This window comes from Persicobacter sp. CCB-QB2, from assembly GCF_001274635.1.
In the GTDB taxonomy this organism is placed as follows: Bacteria; Bacteroidota; Bacteroidia; order Cytophagales; family Cyclobacteriaceae; genus Persicobacter; species Persicobacter diffluens.
Genome location: NZ_LBGV01000001.1, coordinates 2,514,779 through 2,532,507, shown reverse-complemented (window position 1 = coordinate 2,532,507; position 17,729 = coordinate 2,514,779). Strand labels below are relative to the sequence as shown.

The window sequence follows — 17,729 nt, the reverse complement described above, 5'->3', positions numbered from 1 at the left end:
AATCAATTTTGCTGAAAATGCTTCATCATTTCCAGAGGACTAAGGTGAGGCCTTCCCGCGGCTTTTTCGAAATCAGAGGGCACCTCATTAACGCCTTTTCGGATGCCTTCGTAAATACCGGCGATGATGGTGCCCAGGAAATCTCCCAAGGCAGCCTGCCGTTCTTTTTGATAATCCGTAACACTCAAATCCTTAAAGGTCAGGTTGGTTCTGAAAGCCTGATTGATATAGTCGGCCAATTGGCTTTGTGTAATGGCTTGTCCATTTAAATTATAGGTTTGGCCGTTATGCTTTTCTTCCAGCAACATATTGGCATAGGCCATAGCGAGTTCCGCTCTGCTGGTATAGCCCACTTTTCCATTTCCGGCACAGTTACTGATTTCACCTGCCTGAATATAATTATCTAAATATTCCAGATCCGGTTCAATATAAATACCATTCCGGCCAATGACGTACTCAAGTCCGGAGGTTTTGATGTCTTCTTCGGTCTGCCGGTTACTTTTTACCACCGGACTAAATGCCGTGCCTTCTTCGGCTCCGATAATGCTGGTATACACGATTTTTTGGACAGCATTCTTTTTTGCGGCTTCAATGACATTGCGGTGCTGCTGAATTCTTTTTTGTGGCTCGTCCATACCGGAGACGATCACGAGCTGATCTACTCCCTGAAGTGCGACATCGAAATCACTTCGATTATTATAATCTCCTTTTCGGATTTCAATGCCTAAGTGTTCGGCTTTTTCCGGAGTGCGGGCGATACCCAACACCTGATTTTTTCCGATTTTGGCAATAAGGGCTTTGATGATAGCGGAACCTAATTGTCCACTAGCAAGGGTGACGGCTACTTTCAAATTGATTTAGATTTTGACTGTTGTAATTTGTTTTTTCTTCTTGCGGAGCGAGATGATCCGGTCTTTGATGGTCGGAATTCTAAGGATTAACCCAATTCCCACCACGATGGCATAGATCAGCCAGGTTTTTTCCAATATGGCCACATGTAAGAGGCTTAGCACTATGGCAGCCCAGGCGAATTGCTGTAAGGTTTTCCACTTTTGCTTGAGCCAGCTCATGGACTTGCGATTAGAAGTCAGCATTAAAGGAATCATGATCAGGGCCGCAAGTAAACCTGCAACATAATTGAACTGGCTAAAAGTTGTTATCAGCCCTTCTGCCCAAATGAAAATGATAAAATGCAATATGCTCCATATTGCGGAGGCAATCCCCATGGCTTGCCGGACGAATAAATTGCGAACCCCAAATAGAATGTAGAAGGGCGTGCAAGTTAATACGGCGGTGAGCCAGCGAATGGCAAATTCTCCTGAAACATGGTACATCATTTCCAGTGTGGTTTTACCGCGGGCACCAATATTTTCTACCAATGACAGTTGGAGGCCGTTGCTGAAGTCTGCCTGTATCATTTTGCTCAGTGGAATCAAGGGCAATACGGCCAATATCGCCACGATCATCCAACCATAATTTCTTTTTAAAAAACACATTTTAATGCTCTGATTTTAGGGTCGCGACCTCCGCTTCCAGTTCTTCAATTCTGCTCTTGTACTTTTCGAGGGTTTTTTTCATCTGACCGATTTTTTTCAGGGCATCGTCATCCTGCACGGCCTGATAGTGTATTTCGCCATGGGTCGTTTTTATTCGGGAGGTACTGCCACAAGTCGGGCATTTTGCTATTTCGCTCATTTTTTTTCTTACAAAGATCGCTTACCTCCTCTTTCAGATAAAGGTTAATTTCTTGTAAAAAATGGTAAATGTGGAACTGGGGTTTATTAGGAGGCTTGGAAGGTTTTGGGGGTTTGGCCCGTGTGTTTCTTGAAAAATTTAGTGAAATTGGTCACCTCATCAAAGCCCATCTCATAGGCAATGGTCTTGAGTCTTTTATCACTACTGAGGATGGAACGCTTGATTTCCAGAATTATGAACTGATCAATAAAATTTTTGGCCGTATTTAAGGTAATGGATCGGACAATCACATTGAGGTGCTTTGGCGAGATGGACAGTAGATCTGCATAGTAGTTCACATTTCTGTTTTCATGAAAATGTTGTTCCACTAAGTGCTTAAAGGCAAAGAATAGTTGCTGGTGGCTGTGGTTCAGATCCGGCTTGCGCTCGTGGTGGGCCTGTTGCTCCAGGCGGAGTAGATAGAGCTCCAGCATTTTGGCCATGATCTCTTTTTTTACATAGCGATTTTCATTTTGAAATTCCTTTTTGAGTTGGTTAATAAAGAAATCATTGTACAGGTTTCCTTTAACTACCGGTGCAGAAATATGGTAATTGTAGAGGTGGGAGATATAGTTAACAGAGGATTTTGAAAAATATTTCAATACCAAATCTTCCTTGAAGATGACCATATAGCCTTTATAAGTAAACGGCTCCTGAAAGGCATGTACTTGTCCTTTGGCAATTTTGACCACATCCCCTTTTTGAATAGGATAGCGATTCAGGTCTACCTGATGGACGCCTTCTCCCTCCGATATGATCATAAGGGCGAAAAAATTCAGCCGGTGCAGTTTGCGGGGATTGTGATCGGAGACGAGTCTTATCTTTGCAAATAATTCCTTTAATGGAATGATTTCGATATCGGAAGTCTCTTGCTCGCTTTTGAAGGATATGTTGGGGATGTTTTCCAAGAGTCTGCTATTGATGCCATGCTAAATATATTTATTGTCTTGATCATTAAAGCATGAAATCAAGAGAAAATAGCGGTCGGGTATATGCTGTAAACGGTGCCTGCTTTGATAAATCTATGAAAACTGTTAAGCGCTGCAGGCCCTTTTTTACCTAAAGACATATTCATAAAACACCACTTCTTCTGTAGGTCCCTCGCTTTCAGAAATGTGGAAACCGTTTTTTTCCATCACCCGAACGGAACCAAGATTGCTTTTTTCCACACCACCAGACAGGCTTTTGATGTTACCCATGGCCTTGCACCACGCAATTAATCCGGAAATTAGTTCTGTACCGAACCCTTTTCCCCATACTTCTTTGGCCAGTAAATAGCCAAACCGTAGTTCGTACTGCTTTTTTTCTGCTGAAGATTCGTAAAGAAAAATAAAGCCGATGATTTTTTTGCTGTCCTTCAGGTGGACCGTCAGGAACAGGCTTTCCGAAGCTCTTTCTTTCATCCAATTCCGGGCTTCCGATAAGGTGTTGATTTCCTGCCAGCCCGGAGGCAGGGTTTTGGTTACTTCCGGAGACAAAATCTCTATGATCGTTCGGGCTAATGCCTCTTCCTCTTTCGGGCTATGCACCAGTTCTTTCCAATGGTGAACAGAAAGGTGGAGGGTGTTGAAATGGCAATTCGATTCCAGGGCTTCAGAAGGCATTGACTTTTTTCTTTAGTGCTGTTACCTGTTAAAAAATATTTATGCAGGGATTTGTTTTGGTAAGCCCCGATCGATCAGCCCTTACCCTGCATACGGTATAGTAAGGTGATATGTATTAACGTAATACAACTTGATTGGCCGGAAGAAAGCTGGAAATACAGAAGCCGGATTATTATGCTTATTAATCCGGCGGCAAAGTTTTTCACAGGAATAAAATTAATAAAAAGCTAATACCTAGCGCTATACTAGTCAGGTTTGTGTCATTTAATTGTCGTGTGGATAATAGATCCACGATTAGCTGCAGGGCGGGGAAAATAGAAGGAATAGTTTCTTATTTCGAGTTTTTTCCAAGGAAATAGAAAAGGGAGGAGAAAGCAATTTTGCCCAAATTTGGGCTGCTGAAAAATAGGTAGATCTGACCGTAACAACTTTTTAGAGCCTGATTTCCGGTGGATCTTACGGTGAAAAGTTCCGGATAAGCCTGTCCTGGAAGAGGACAGGCCTTTGATCATTATTTATTGTTTTTTCGATACTCTTGCCAAGCCTTCATTTGATCTTTGCTGGCGATAGAACGAAGCGCTTTGCTGTATTTTTGGTTGTTGGCTTTTTTTGCTGCTTTAAATTCCTCAGAACCTTTTTCGTGATTTTTCAGCACGTCCTGGTTTTCCAGAAAAACAGTTTTTTTAGCTTCTAAAACTTTCGCTTGCTGATTGGCATTTAAACCCATTACTTCCGTCATGGTCGCCACTTCTTTTTCCAATTGCTGTAATTTTTTGGGTTTGATGTCAGCAAAGGCTACCGTACTAATAAACAGTAATGCGAATAGGGGGAATTGAATAATTTTTTTCATAAAAAGAATGTTTATTAATGAGAAAAAAATAGAGGAACGATGTTGGTCCGATAAGATGGTGAGAGAAATTTTGAGATACAAAAATACTGGAGGATCTTCTGGGAGGAGGAGTCTTTTTTGATCATTGGGGGCTTTACGAGTTGTTTATTGATGGATTATGGGGAGATATTTTTGGGGCAGATGCAGGCGTAAAAACGATTGTTGCTGTTCCGGCCAGGGGAAGGCATTCACGCCTTTGGTTTCGGGTAGAAATAAAACGTAATCTAAATGCTGTTTCCAATTGTTGGAGGAATGGTGTTCGTGACCAAAAACGCCAAGTTTGAATTTCCCGATCCCTTCGGCCGCCATCAGGCAGGTCTCCTTTATTTTGTGCTCAAAACGCGTCAAATTCAGGCTGAGATCAAAGGGGATGGCTTCCCCGATTCCAATATATCGGCTTTCTCCTTTTAAGACGGTAATGGCAATGTGACAATGTTTAATTCGGGCTTCCGCTAAATTTTGGCCCATGGTAACAAAGTGTTGATAATCGGTACCTGAATCAGCTTTGAGAAGCAGGAGGTTTTTGGCATTATGGATAGCTGCGGAGTATAGTACCATTTTTTTGTCGGGATATTTTTGTTGAATGGCCCCGATATTTTGAGCCATTATTTTATCCCTGAGGTTCCATTTTGAAAACCAGTCGGTCTTTGTTTTTTTTTAAGGGATAACTGAAATTTAGGTTTTGGTAAATGAGGTCTTCTTTTGCCAGGGGATTGCTTTGAAAATGCCCGAGAAAGTCCAGATAGCAGGAATCTTCCCGGCTGACCTCAAATTGATGAGCTCTGCGTTTATTGAGAGCGGGTAGGTAGGGATCGAAATCTACTTGGGCATTTTGGTTTAAATATTCAAACAGAGGGGAATTATCTCCAAAAGTGATTTGCGGGTCTATACTAAAATACAGGCATTGTCCGGTTTGTTGTCTTTGTGCCGGATATCGAAAAAAGGATTCCATTTCTGCAATATCGCCCCTGGTGCTAGTTATGTCGTTAAGCTGCAACCGTCCCCTTTAAACAGGGGGTAATAAAATCGCTTTCGAAAAGAATAATATCGAACTGGTGATGTTTATGCTGGTATTGAATAATTTTTGGTTTTGCGTGAATTACCGTTTCACTAGCATGAAAGGGTTCTCCTAATACAACCAGGTTATGATCCGCAGCGATTGGATCCAGGGTGGCAAAGGATAATTTCAGCCAGAAGCTTTCGTCCTGTCGTGAGGAGTGGTAAAAGGGGCATGTAAAGCAGCTGAAAGTATTTAATAAATAGGAGGAAGATATAGTTTGATCACATTATGGAAGTTTCAGATTATTGCTGCGTGAGTATGCGTTAATCACATTATTTTTATTCAATTTAAATACAATTACCCGGATGGTTGAGTTTAATCAATCATGATCTTCATCATTTTTTATGTTTACGGGCTTTAAAAGGTGATTTTTGAGTTGTGTTTGATAATGTTCATTCAGTGAACTGATAATTGTCAGTCTTGTCTTGAGGGGAATTGGGTACCTTAAGGATATGAAGGAGTTGGTGAGTGGCGATTTTTTACGCTAATCATTTTTTTGAGATGAAGATAATTTGGAACCCTTCAGGTTGAGAAGGAAATTTTTGAGAAGAACACCAATTTAAAACCAACCGATGATTAAAATCATATTTTCCGTTTAGTCAAATAACATATACCCAAAGGTCCCTAATACTTTAACCAGACTCCCCCCGAACCATAGGGCACGACTAAACTTTCAAGATTGAATTGATCGGGTAATATTATTCGATAAGGAAGATTATACCCTCTTTTTTAAAGAGTTAAATGATCATCCCGGGAATGCTATACCCTTTTCATTCTTAACGGTGGATTTATTCGGTGGACTTTTCGCTTAAAAAGCCAAAGCAGAAAATAATTTTTACTTATAAGCAAAAGCAACCGGTTTTATGGACCCTAAAAAATCCGAATTTAAGTACCCGGGCGTTCGGGTAGCGATGGACGGTAACACTGCCGCCATCATGTGCGAAAGAGAATCTTCAGATGCCGCTGGTGCGTATCCCATTACGCCGAGTACGCAAATGGGGGAATACTGGGCGGAAGAGGCCGCCAAAGGACACCTTAATATATCAGACCGACCTTTAATTTTTATAGAGCCCGAGGGCGAGCATGCTGCCGCCGCTGTTACCGCTGGTCTTTCAATGACCGGACAACGGGCTGCCAACTTTAGTTCCGGGCAGGGGATTGCCTATATGCACGAATCCCTTTATGCTGCGGTAGGTAAGCGCCTGACCTATGTATTGAACATCGGCGCGCGCGCTATGACCAAAAGTACGCTGAACGTACACGCGGGTCATGATGACTACCATGCCATTGATGATACCGGCTTCTTTCAGCTGTTTGCCAAAAAGGCGCAGTTTGTGGCCGATCTGAATATCATCTCTCACCGTATCGCCGAGCTTTCCTTGACGCCGGGGGTGATTGCCCAGGATGGATTCCTGACCACTCACCTGATCGAGTCATTGAAGTTGCCGGAACGTGAATTAATCAAAGAATATCTGGGCTTACCGGATGATATCATCGAAACGCCGACCCATGCGCAGAAGTTGATTTATGGTGATACCCGTCGTCGTATCCCGGAGATTTGGGATGTGGATAATCCACTGATGGCCGGTATTGTACAGAATCAGGACTCCTATATGCAGTCTGTGGCAGCGCAGCGTCCTTTCTTCTTTGACCATATTCAGGAGCTGACCGATCAGGCATTTGATGAGTTTTATAAACTCACCGGCCGTCAGTATAAGCGTGTGATGACTTATAAAGTGGAAGATGCGGATTACTTGATCTTAGGTCAGGGATCTGTGGTTTCCAGTGCAGAAGTAGTCGCGGATTATTTAAGAGAAACCCGAGGATTGAAAGTGGGGGTAGTGGATTTGGTCATGTTCCGTCCGTTCCCTGCTGATCTGTTAGGACATATATTAAAAGGCAAGAAGGGCGTTACCGTTCTGGAACGCTTGGATCAGCCATTGGCCGAGGATTCTCCGATCATGCGAGAGCTTCGTGCCGTATTGAGTAAGTGTCTGGAAAATGGCGCCAATAAGCAAAAGGTATATGATCACCTGCCTGCTTATTCCGCTAAAGATCTTCCAGCGCTTTATTCCGGTGCTTTCGGTTTAGGTAGTCGCGATTTGCAGCCGGAAGGTATCATTGGTGCGGTAGAGAACATGTTGCCGACTGGCGCCAATAAGAAATTGTTCTATTTGTCGATAGACTTCATTCGTGAGAATGCCTTCACGCCTAAGCAACGCGCTTATCAGGAAAGCATCGAAGAAGGTTATCCGAAAGTAAAAGAATTGTCGGTACGTGGTTCAGAGAACCCGAATCTGATGCCAAAAGGAGCGGTAACCGTTCGTTTCCACTCTGTGGGTGGCTGGGGTGCGATCACTACCGGTAAAAACCTGGCGATGACGCTATTCGATTTGCTGGGCTATGATATTAAAGCCAATCCAAAATACGGATCGGAGAAAAAAGGTCAGCCGACTACCTATTATCTGGCAGCGGCGCCAGAACCTATCCGCATCAATTGTGAATACTATTTTGTGGATGTGGTATTGTCGCCCGACCCGAATGTATTCAAGCACACCAACGCTTTGGCTGGTTTGAAAAAAGGCGGAAGCTTCATCATCCAGTCCGATAAAACTACAGCGGAGGAAGTTTGGGCCGACATCCCAACGCATTATCAGAAAATGATCGTTGATCAGGAAATCCGCGTGTTCTATATCGATGGTTTCAAGATCGCGCGTGAAGAAGCGACCGATCCGGAATTGCAGTTGAGAATGCAGGGTATCGCCTTCCAGGGCGCCTTCTTTAATGCCTCTCCTTTAATGGAGAAAACAGGGCTTACCGATGAGACTTTACTGAAAGCGATCAATGATCAGCTTCAATATAAATTTGGTAGCAAAGGCCAGCGCGTAGTAGATGATAACATGCGCGTGGTGAAACGTGGTTTCGATGAGGTGTATGAATTGCCTCGCATGGAAGTCACCACTGGCGCTCAGGCCAAGAAAAATACCCAAGCCCTTCCAGCAATCCCTACCATGTTGAAGGAGACTCCTAAAAGCGAATCAGCATTGAGTGATATTCATCGCTTCTGGGAGCAAACGGGCAACTTTTACCTACGCGGAATGGGAAATGATAACCTGACGGATCCATTTATTGGACTTTCTGTGATGCCGGCAGGTTCTTCCCTATTCCGTGATATGACGGGCATTCGTTTCGAGCATCCGGAGTGGGTACCCGAAAATTGTACGGCCTGTGGTAACTGCTATACCGTATGTCCGGACACCGCATTGCCTGGTTTGGTGAGTGAGTTGACCGACGTTTTGGATACGGTAGTCAGACGTGTACGCAAGAATTATGGCAAGATCGATCATTTACCAAAAGCAGTGCGTCAGATGGCTGGCAAGATTCGCCAGCGTTTTGAGGAAGATCGCGAGACCGCCGTTAACGAACATATCAAAGCCATCATTCAGGAAACCATCAATACCGAGGGTACGCATCCGGAATTGATTCAGGAGCTGGAGTGGTTCCGTAATGAGCTGGGCGATTTCAAATTTGCTTTGACCCGTCCATATTATGATCTGAAAGAGAAGAAAGAAAAAGGTAGCGGTGGCTTGTTCAGTATCACATTGAATCCGGTAACCTGTAAAGGTTGTATGGAGTGTGTGAAGGTGTGTGATGATGATGCGCTGAAGATTGTAACCCAAACCGAAGATAGTGTCGCGAAATTGCGCGATGAGTGGGATCTGTGGTCTGACTTACCAACAACCCCGGAGAAATACAACCGCATTGATGACCTGGAAGAGAAGATCGGTCCTTTGGAGACTTTATTGTTGAATAAGGATGCTTATCTGAATTTTGCTTCCGGAGACGGTGCCTGCCTGGGTTGTTCTGAAAAAACAGTGATGCATTTGTTCACCGCTACGGTGGAGTCACTGATGATTCCACGCGTGAAAAAGCATGTCACCTATATTGAGGAGCTGATCGCCAAGCTGGAAAAACATATGCAGGATAAATTGATGGATACCGTGGATATGACGGATCCGGCCATGATGTCCCGTGTGTTGGAAGAAATGAAGGATAGCGACCTGACTATGGCTGATATCACGGCTAAGATTGAGCAGGAAAAAGGCGGTGAGCCGATTGATCAGGACTGGTTAAGAGAAATGACCCAGCTGATTGCGAAGCTGAAAAATCTGAAATGGAAATATACCAACGGTACTACCGGCAAAGGACGCTCCAGAATGGGGATGACCAATGCGACAGGCTGTACCTCCGTTTGGGGATCCACCTATCCGTTTAACCCTTATCCGTTCCCATGGGCGAACCACCTGTTCCAGGATTCTACTTCCCTGGCAATGGGTATCTTTGAAGGGCATATGGCTAAGATGGCGGATGGCTTTAAATTAATTCGCCGTGCAGAGCTGGAGCTGGAAGGTAAATACAATGCCGCTGAGCACAAAGATTTCTTCACCTACTTTACCTGGGAGCAGTTTACTGATGAAGAGTGGCACTTGTGTCCTCCGGTAGTGGCGCTGGGTGGTGATGGTTCCATGTATGACATCGGATTCCAGAACCTGAGCCGTATGATGGCTTCCGGTAAGCCGATCAAAGTAGTGGTGGTAGATACGCAAGTTTATTCCAACACTGGTGGTCAGGCTTGTACTTCCGGCTTTATCGGTCAGGTATCAGATATGGCGCAGTACGGTAAAGTGTGGAAAGGTAAGAGTGAGCCACGTAAGGAAATGGGCTTGATCGCTATGGCGCACCGCAATACTTATGTGTTGCAGGGTACGCTGTCGAATACCTCTCATGTACTGGAAGGATTTATCGACGGTCTGATGACCAAACGTCCGGCCTTGTTCAATATTTATACGACTTGTCAGCCGGAGCACGGTGTGGCAGATGATTTGGGAGCACATCAGGCAAAGCTTGCAGTAGAGTCCCGTACTTATCCGGTCTTCAAATACAATCCGGATATGGGAACTACGGCCAAGGAAAACTTTGACCTGGACGGTAATCCGGATATGGACAAAATCTGGCCAAGCTATAAGTTGAGATATAAAGAGAATGGGGAAGAGAAAGTGATGGACATCGATATGACTTTCGCTGACTTCGCCGTGACCGAAGGCCGTTTCCGTAAGCATTTCCGCAAAGTACCGCGTGATGCCTGGAATGATAATATGGTCTTGTTGACGGAATTCCTGGAAATGGATGCCGATGATCGCGAAGGCAAATTCCCATACATCTGGGCAGTGGATCATAAAGATCGCCTGAGCAGAGTATTGGTGGCGGAGCCCATTGTATTGTCCTGCGAGGAGCGTCGTGACTTCTGGATGATGTTGAGAGACATCGCCGGATGGGAGCCTACCCCTGAGGAAAATATGGAAGACCGCATCCGTCAGGAAGTGGTGGGGAACATCGCACAAGGCCTGATGAAACTGGCCGGTGGCGGTAGTCTGGACATTTCAGCCATGGCCAATGGCGAAGCGGTGGAAGCGACGGATGAAGTAGCCGCCAGCGGAGAATACATTGCCCCATGGATCGAAACCGAAGACTGCTCCGGTTGCGACGAATGCATTAAAATCAATAATAAACTTTTTGAATATAACGCAGATAAGAAAGCCTTTATCAAGGAGGCCAAAGCCGGTTCTTACAAGGACTTGGTGAAGGCCGCGGAAAAATGTACCGCCGGGGTGATTCACCCGGGACTGCCATCTGACCGCTCCGATAAGGATATTGATAAATGGATTGAGCGTGGTGAAAGACTAAATTAAAGGAGGCGTTATGCAGTTGTTGAATTTATTATTTAACCGACATCATGACACCTTTCAACATGGGATTCATCCGCCGGAGCATAAGGAGGATACAAGGGATATGGCCATTCGGCAATTTTCCTTTGCTCCGGTGGTTGTCCTGCCACTAGTGCAGCACATTGGTGCGCCTTCTCAGGCAGTAGTACGGGAAGGTCAGGAAGTGAGCCGTGGTCAGTTGCTTGCAACGGCCGGCGGCTATGTTTCCGTACCAGTGCATGCACCGGTTTCCGGTACCATTCGGAAAATTGCCAATGTACCCTCTGCCTCGGGCAAAATGGTACCCGGCATTTTCCTGGAAGCCTTTCCTTTCTCCGGTCAGGAGGTGATGGAAGGTACTCCGGTGGATTTGGATACCGCCAGCCCGGAAGAAATTCTGAAGGGCGTGCAGGATGCAGGAATCGTGGGATTGGGCGGAGCCGCCTTTCCCACCCATGTCAAGTTGAAGGTGCCAGACGATAAACACTGTGAGGTATTACTCCTCAATGGGGTGGAATGTGAGCCTTTTCTCACCACCGACCATCGGGTAATGCTCGAGCAGGCCGAGGATATTTATATGGGCGTCCGCTATCTGTTGAAAGCGACAGGAGCGAAGCGTGCCATCATCGGCATTGAGGCGAATAAGCAAAATGCGGCGGATCACCTGAACGCCCACCTGCCGAAGGATTTACCTTTGGAAGTCAAGGTGGTGCCGGTGAAATACCCGCAAGGTTCAGAGAAGATGTTGATCACTTCGACTTTAGGTCTGGAGGTTCCCTCAGGCGGATTACCTATTGATGTAGGCGTAGTGGTGGTCAATGTGGCCACCACCGCCGAAATAGGCCGTTTGTTGCCCCATGGGCAGGGGATTCAGGAAAGGGTAGTGACCATTACGGGCCCTGGCGTGAAAAAGAAAGGTAATTATTTGATTCCAATCGGCACACCATTACGCTATGTACTGGAGGAAGTCGGGGTGGAGGATAATATTTCCGAAGTTTATCTGGGTGGCCCGATGATGGGGATGGCGGTATCCAATCTGGATATTTCCATTACCAAGGGGACTTCCGGGATTCTGGTTTTCACGGATAAGGAAGTGAAAAAACAACAGAAAGTATACCCTTGCATCAAATGCGGTGCTTGTGTGGAGGCTTGTCCGATGTTTTTGAACCCGAGTCAGCTGGGCATTTTAGCCAAAAATGAAGCCTATCAGGAAATGGCAGATCATCATAATCTGATGGATTGCTTTGAATGCGGTTCCTGTTCCTACGAATGTCCATCGCACATTCCACTGGTGCAGCAATTCCGCATTGCGAAATCAATGGTGAGAAAACGTAAATCCAAGGCCCATGCTAACTAAGACTTTAGATATTAGTACTTCGCCGCATATTCAGCGGGGCATGAGTACGGAGGTGATCATGCGCAATGTGGTGTATGCCATTATGCCAATGGTCCTCTTTTCGATTTACGCTTTCGGGACGGCTGCCTTTTGGGTGATTTTCACCGCACTGGTGTCCTGTCTTTTGACCGAATATGTGCTCTGTAAACTCTCCGGAAAGGAAAGTAGCCTTTCGGATTGGTCCGCAGTGATTACCGGTTTGCTCTTGGGCTTGACGCTCCCACCGATATTTCCTTTATGGATGACTTTCTGTGGAGGGGTAATTGCCATTGCGCTGGGAAAATTTGTGTTTGGTGGTTTGGGGATGAATGTTTTCAACCCTGCATTGGTAGGACGTGCCGTTTTGCAGGCCGCCTTCCCGGTGGCCATTACCACCTGGCAGGAAGCTTTCCGTCCGGACCGGTTTACCACCATCCCGACCTCATTAAAAGCCATGCCTTTTATGTCACCGGTATTTGATGGCGTCTCCGGAGCCACTCCGCTTTCCGCATTTAAGTTCGACCATATCACAGCTCCTGCTGCAGAACTGGCCTTCGGGCAGGTGAGTGGCTCAGCGGGTGAAACCTGCGCGATACTGATTATCCTTGGAGGACTGTATTTGTACGCACGCCGGATGATTAACTGGCGAATTCCGGTATCCATACTGGGGACTGTATTCTTGTTCAGTGGCGCCCTCTACCTGCTAGATGCGACCAACTATCCATCACCGGTATTCATGCTGCTTTCAGGCGGACTGATGCTCGGTGCTTTCTTTATGGCCACGGACATGGTCGGTTCTCCGCTCAATCCTAAAGCGATTTGGGTGTATGGCGCCTTTATTGGAATTATGGTTGTCGTGGTCCGGATTTGGGGTGGATTGCCCGAAGGGGTGATGTATGCAATTCTACTGGCCAATGCTTTGGCACCACAGCTGGATCGCATCTTTAAAAACCGAGTGTACGGAACTGTAAAACGCAAAAGCTAATGGAGACGATGGAAAAGATAGCACAACCAAAGGCGAAAGCGACAGCTCCCGAACAAGCCAATGAGGCGAGCAGCACTAAAATGTTGATCGCCATGGTAGGCATCGGCCTGGCCTGTGCCTTACTGATTGTTTCGGTCTATGAAGGAACAGCACCCAGAATTGAGCGATTGAAGGCGGAAGCCTTGCAACAGGCGATATTCAAAGTGTTGCCGGGCATTTCTCAGACGAAAACTTTTGAGCAATTGGCCGACGGTGGCTTTCAGCTACTGGAAGGGGATGCCAAAGGGAAGTCAGTCGTCTATGCCGGATATGATGATGCCGGAAAGCTGGTTGGTGTGGCGGTGGAAGCTGCTGGCCAGGGCTATGCGGACATCATCCGGATTTTGTATGGCTACCGACTGGCGGACTCCAAGATCGTCGGCATGTACGTGCTGGAAAGTAAGGAGACACCGGGACTGGGAGATAAAATCGAGAAGGATGAAAACTTTGTTGCCAATTTCGAGGCACTGGAGGTTGGTTTGACTGCAGACGGGCTTGCAGTCACCAACCCCATCTTGACTGTGAAAAGTGGGGAGAAAGTAAATGCCTGGGAGATTGATGGCATCACCGGTGCCACCATTTCCTCCAGAGCCATAGGAGATATATTAGCAAAAAGCACCGCGACTTTAGCACCACAGCTGGTGAAGCATCAGCAGGTATTCAGTCAGCAGGCACAACCTTAATACATTGGAATGGAAACAACGATAGCTAAAAAAGAGGAAAAGGCGGTCATTCCAAAAAAGGAAACACCGACCACCGATGAGTTCATTAAAGGACTCTGGCGGGAGAATCCGGTATTTGTGCAGGTGCTCGGGATGTGCCCGGTACTGGCGGTGACCAATACGGCGGGAAATGCCCTGGCCATGGGGCTGGCGACTGCATTTGTATTGCTGATGTCCAATATCCTGATTTCTCTGTTGCGGAATTTTATTCCCAAGCAGGTGCGGATATCTTCCTACATTCTGATCATAGCCACCTTTGTTACGGTGACGGACTACACCATTCAGGCCATTAGTGTAGAATTACACAAAAGCCTGGGGGCATTTATTTCCCTGATCGTGGTGAACTGTTTGATATTGAGCCGGGCAGAAGCTTTTGCCTCTAAGAACAATCTCGGTAAATCCATCATGGATGCGCTGGGAATGGGAATAGGCTTCACCTTTGCGCTGCTGTGCCTGGGAGTAGTGAGAGAAATTCTGGGCGACGGCGGCGTATTTGGTTATGCCCTCTTCCCGGAAGGTTTTGAGAACTGGATTGTGATGATCTTGCCTGCAGGCGGATTCTTCACCCTGGCGCTTTGGCTTTTGGTCTTTAATATTTTTAAAGAAAAACGTGCGAAATCATGAATGAATCACTTTGGAATATATTCATCAACGCCTGCCTGATCAACAACTTTGTGTTGGCTTACTTTCTCGGAATTTGTCCGTTTTTAGGGGTTTCAGGTAAGCTGGAGACCGCCTCCAAGATGGGGGCGGCGGTGACCTTCGTGATGTTGATCGCCTCGGCCTGTGGCTTTGGTATCAATATGTTGCTCACGGCGCTGAATGCGCCTTATCTGCAGCTGATCAGCTTTATTGTGGTGATAGCTTCCACCGTACAATTGGTGGAAATGTTCATCAAGAAAATGAGCCCGGCCCTCTTTCAGGCCCTGGGGATTTTCCTGCCGCTGATCACGACCAACTGTGCGATTCTGGGTTTGGTGCTCTTCCAAACTGCCAAGAATTACAGTTTTGTGCAGAGCTTGGTATATGCCTTAGGCGCAGGAGCCGGATTTACCATCGCACTGATGCTGATGGCCGGATTACGGGAGCAACTGGACTTTGCCGATGTGCCCAAGGTGGTCAAAGGCACTGTACTCACGCTTTTTATTGCAGGGATATTGTCCCTGTCATTTATGGGATTTTCAGGACTTTAAGTAAACGTCAATATGTTCACTTCATTTATCATTAGCAGTGCTGCCATCATTGGGATGATGTTTTGCTGGCTCGCCATTCAGCATTTTTGGAAGCGATTTTTCGCCACTCCGGAGACGGCCGATGCGCTGGAAGCCAGAGGGCGATGTGCTGGCTGCCGATGTAAGAAAGTTTGCAAGAAGAAAAATGAAAACCTTTTATCAATCTAAAATCATACAAGCATGACACATATTATAGACTATCCCACCGATCAGAAATATCAGGCTGAAGTGATCAGCAGCCAGCGTTTAACTCCGGAAGGAACGGATGAAATTCGGGAGTTGATTCTCGAAGTTTTGGATGATGATTTTACCTGCGCCATTAACAATAGCTTTGGAGTGCTGGTCAACAGTGCCGGTATGTTCGGTAACACTTTTCATCACCGTTTATATTCGGTCTCGGATTTACCTTCCAAGGAAAATGGCAAAACGAGAATTACCATGTTGGTGAAGCGTTGTAAATTCTTAGATGAGTTCAGTGGTGAGGAGTATAATGGGATTTGTTCCAATTACCTTTGCGACCGTAAGGAAGGTGAAGTAATTACCATTACCGGCCCATTTGATTTGGCTTTCAATGTGCCCAAAGACAATAGTGCCAATATGATTCTCATTGGAATGGGAACCGGAATAGCCCCTTTCCGTGCGTTTATTAAGCATATTTACAATACCCGTACGGGATGGAGAGGAAAAGTAAGATTATTCTATGGGGCAAAAACCGGCTTGGAAATGCCTTATATGAATGAGGAGAACGGGGACTTGAAAAACTATTATGATGAGGAAACCTTCAAAGCTTTTCAGGCCATTAGTCCACGCCCACATTGGGCTGATCCCGTAGCCTTAGATGCGGCCATGGTGGAGCAGGCGGAAGAAATTCTGGAGATGCTTTCGATGAACAATACTTATGTATATGTGGCGGGATTTGAGAAGGTAAGGGATAATCTTAATAGAGCTTTTGCGGAAATTTTGGGCAGTAAAGAAGCCTGGGAGTCAAGAAAAGCCGAGCTGGTGGCTGGTGGCAAGTGGGCTGAAGTCATTTACTAGCTCAATTCATGAAAGGTCGGGAGCAGTCCACGGCCTTTCTATCTTTTGAAAAGAAAATCATTTTTTTATGTCTATAATAATTGCTTTATCGGCATTGGGAGGCCTGACGCTGTTGTTGGTGATCATGTTGATTGTCGCCAATAAAAAGCTATATGTTTTTGAAGACCCACGGATCGATGTGGTGAATGATTTACTGCCGCAAGCCAATTGCGGGGCCTGTGGGAAACCGGGTTGTCGGCCCTTCGCAGAGGCTTTGGTATCAGGAGAACTCCTTCCAGGTAAATGTTCGGTGAATTCGGAGGAAGGGCAAGTCGCCATTGCAGAATATCTTGGCGTTAGTTTGGGGGCAGAGGAGAAGCAGGTAGCCCGACTGGCTTGTGCCGGAGGGAAAAATGTGGCCATCAATCGGGCAAATTATCATGGCTTGGACAGCTGCCGTGGAGCGGCTTTAATCTCTGGAGGAGAGAAGGGTTGTTTTTATGGATGTCTGGGACATGGAGATTGTAAAGTCGTCTGTGATTTTGATGCGATTCACCTGAATGAACATGGCTTACCGGTCATTGATGTGGATAAATGTACGGCCTGTGGGGATTGCGTGGAGGCTTGTCCGAAAGCACTGCTAAGTATTCAGCCGCTAAGTCACCATTTATGGGTGGCCTGCAAGAATCTGGAATTTGGCGATCAGGTGTTGGAGGATTGCGAGGTAGGCTGTACCGCTTGTGGTAAATGTGCTGTTGATGCCAGTGATGGTTTAATTGCCATGGAGCATCAGTTGCCGGTGATCCAATATGGCAAGGCGGTTCAAAACCGGGAAGCGATTGACCGCTGTGCATCCGGAGCCATCGTCTGGTGGGATAAGGACAAAGGTCCGCAGAGAGGGAAGGAGAGTCGGAAGATTATCCGAAAGGGAGAGAAGAGAGTAGGTTTGAGTTAAGCAAAAATTTCATAATGAAAAATCCCCTGCCATTGTGGTCGGGGATTTTTTATGGGATCATATTACAAGCCTGAAAAATAGAAAAGGGCCGTATTCTTCACAGAGAAAAGCTTCAGGTAGTGCGAGCTTCTCGAATGCTTCGGTCCGCTTTCGCCCGGTATTTGGAAGAGACCCTTCAAATCAGTTTGTCTTTAATTAGTGCTTGTCCGAAAACTCTAAAATCGTTTATATAGGCCTAATATCATCGATTTTTAGTGATAATTGAAAATGAGTTTTTTCGAAAAAGTCAAAGAAAATGCTTTTATTTAATCGTAATACACGGATAACACTCATTTAAGGCTCAAAACTCATA

Annotated in this window: 17 protein-coding genes; 9 read left to right on the top strand and 8 right to left on the bottom strand. The window is 45.9% G+C overall.

The genetic code is table 11. From position 1 onward, the window contains the following. Nucleotides 1-2 precede the first annotated feature (2 nt). From NG22_RS11250 to NG22_RS11215, 8 genes are all read right to left on the bottom strand, one after another. On the bottom strand, nt 3-851 hold the full coding sequence (locus NG22_RS11250; protein ID WP_053405816.1) for an SDR family oxidoreductase: 849 nt from the start codon (nt 849-851) through the stop codon (nt 3-5). Nucleotides 852-857: 6 nt separating this feature from the next. Next, nucleotides 858-1,496, bottom strand: coding sequence for a ferric reductase (locus tag NG22_RS11245; RefSeq protein WP_053405815.1), 639 nt, complete (start codon nt 1,494-1,496; stop codon nt 858-860). Between the two features lies 1 nt (nt 1,497). Next, on the bottom strand, nt 1,498-1,695 hold the full coding sequence (locus NG22_RS11240) for a hypothetical protein (protein ID WP_053405814.1): 198 nt from the start codon (nt 1,693-1,695) through the stop codon (nt 1,498-1,500). An 86-nt stretch (nt 1,696-1,781) separates the two neighbouring features. Next, nucleotides 1,782-2,642 (bottom strand): AraC family transcriptional regulator, encoded by an 861-nt coding sequence (locus tag NG22_RS11235; protein WP_053405813.1) that lies wholly within the window; start codon nt 2,640-2,642, stop codon nt 1,782-1,784. A gap of 147 nt (nt 2,643-2,789) precedes the next feature. Continuing rightward, a complete protein-coding gene (locus NG22_RS11230) occupies nt 2,790-3,338 on the bottom strand; it encodes a GNAT family N-acetyltransferase (RefSeq protein WP_053405812.1) in 549 nt (182 codons plus the stop codon). Nucleotides 3,339-3,849: 511 nt separating this feature from the next. After that, a complete protein-coding gene (locus NG22_RS11225; RefSeq protein WP_157601023.1) occupies nt 3,850-4,098 on the bottom strand; it encodes a hypothetical protein in 249 nt (82 codons plus the stop codon). Between the two features lie 234 nt (nt 4,099-4,332). Continuing rightward, nucleotides 4,333-4,833, bottom strand: coding sequence for a hypothetical protein (locus NG22_RS11220; RefSeq protein WP_053405810.1), 501 nt, complete (start codon nt 4,831-4,833; stop codon nt 4,333-4,335). Between the two features lie 4 nt (nt 4,834-4,837). Beyond that, nucleotides 4,838-5,179 (bottom strand): hypothetical protein, encoded by a 342-nt coding sequence (locus NG22_RS11215; protein WP_053405809.1) that lies wholly within the window; start codon nt 5,177-5,179, stop codon nt 4,838-4,840. Nucleotides 5,180-6,150: 971 nt separating this feature from the next. Between NG22_RS11215 and NG22_RS11210 the strand changes: the two genes are divergently transcribed. The 9 genes from NG22_RS11210 to NG22_RS11175 all read left to right on the top strand — a co-directional run bounded on the left by NG22_RS11210 (nt 6,151) and on the right by NG22_RS11175 (nt 17,377). Continuing rightward, nucleotides 6,151-11,037 carry a 2-oxoacid:acceptor oxidoreductase family protein gene (locus tag NG22_RS11210; RefSeq protein WP_053405808.1) on the top strand — a complete coding sequence of 1,629 codons (4,887 nt, stop codon included), beginning with the start codon at nt 6,151-6,153 and terminating at the stop codon, nt 11,035-11,037. Nucleotides 11,038-11,047: 10 nt separating this feature from the next. Beyond that, nucleotides 11,048-12,409 carry an electron transport complex subunit RsxC gene (gene rsxC, locus NG22_RS11205; RefSeq protein ID WP_053405807.1) on the top strand — a complete coding sequence of 454 codons (1,362 nt, stop codon included), beginning with the start codon at nt 11,048-11,050 and terminating at the stop codon, nt 12,407-12,409. Next, entirely contained in the window at nt 12,399-13,412 is a 1,014-nt protein-coding gene (locus tag NG22_RS11200; protein WP_053405806.1) for an RnfABCDGE type electron transport complex subunit D, read from the top strand. Before rsxC ends, NG22_RS11200 begins: the two co-directional genes overlap by 11 nt. An 8-nt stretch (nt 13,413-13,420) precedes the next feature. Continuing rightward, nucleotides 13,421-14,134 carry an FMN-binding protein gene (locus NG22_RS11195; RefSeq protein WP_082305064.1) on the top strand — a complete coding sequence of 238 codons (714 nt, stop codon included), beginning with the start codon at nt 13,421-13,423 and terminating at the stop codon, nt 14,132-14,134. Nucleotides 14,135-14,143: 9 nt separating this feature from the next. Next, on the top strand, nt 14,144-14,797 hold the full coding sequence (gene rsxE, locus NG22_RS11190; RefSeq protein ID WP_157601022.1) for an electron transport complex subunit RsxE: 654 nt from the start codon (nt 14,144-14,146) through the stop codon (nt 14,795-14,797). Beyond that, nucleotides 14,794-15,366 carry an electron transport complex protein RnfA gene (locus tag NG22_RS11185; protein ID WP_053405805.1) on the top strand — a complete coding sequence of 191 codons (573 nt, stop codon included), beginning with the start codon at nt 14,794-14,796 and terminating at the stop codon, nt 15,364-15,366. The genes rsxE and NG22_RS11185 overlap by 4 nt, the downstream gene beginning before the upstream one ends. Nucleotides 15,367-15,378: 12 nt before the next feature. Further along, the gene (locus tag NG22_RS17830) at nt 15,379-15,573 is read left to right on the top strand and encodes a hypothetical protein (RefSeq protein ID WP_157601020.1); all 195 of its coding nucleotides are present in this window, start codon (nt 15,379-15,381) and stop codon (nt 15,571-15,573) included. A gap of 12 nt (nt 15,574-15,585) precedes the next feature. Beyond that, nucleotides 15,586-16,443, top strand: coding sequence for a ferredoxin--NADP(+) reductase (locus NG22_RS11180; RefSeq protein ID WP_053405804.1), 858 nt, complete (start codon nt 15,586-15,588; stop codon nt 16,441-16,443). A gap of 67 nt (nt 16,444-16,510) precedes the next feature. After that, on the top strand, nt 16,511-17,377 hold the full coding sequence (locus NG22_RS11175; RefSeq protein ID WP_053405803.1) for an RnfABCDGE type electron transport complex subunit B: 867 nt from the start codon (nt 16,511-16,513) through the stop codon (nt 17,375-17,377). Nucleotides 17,378-17,729: the final 352 nt, after the last annotated feature.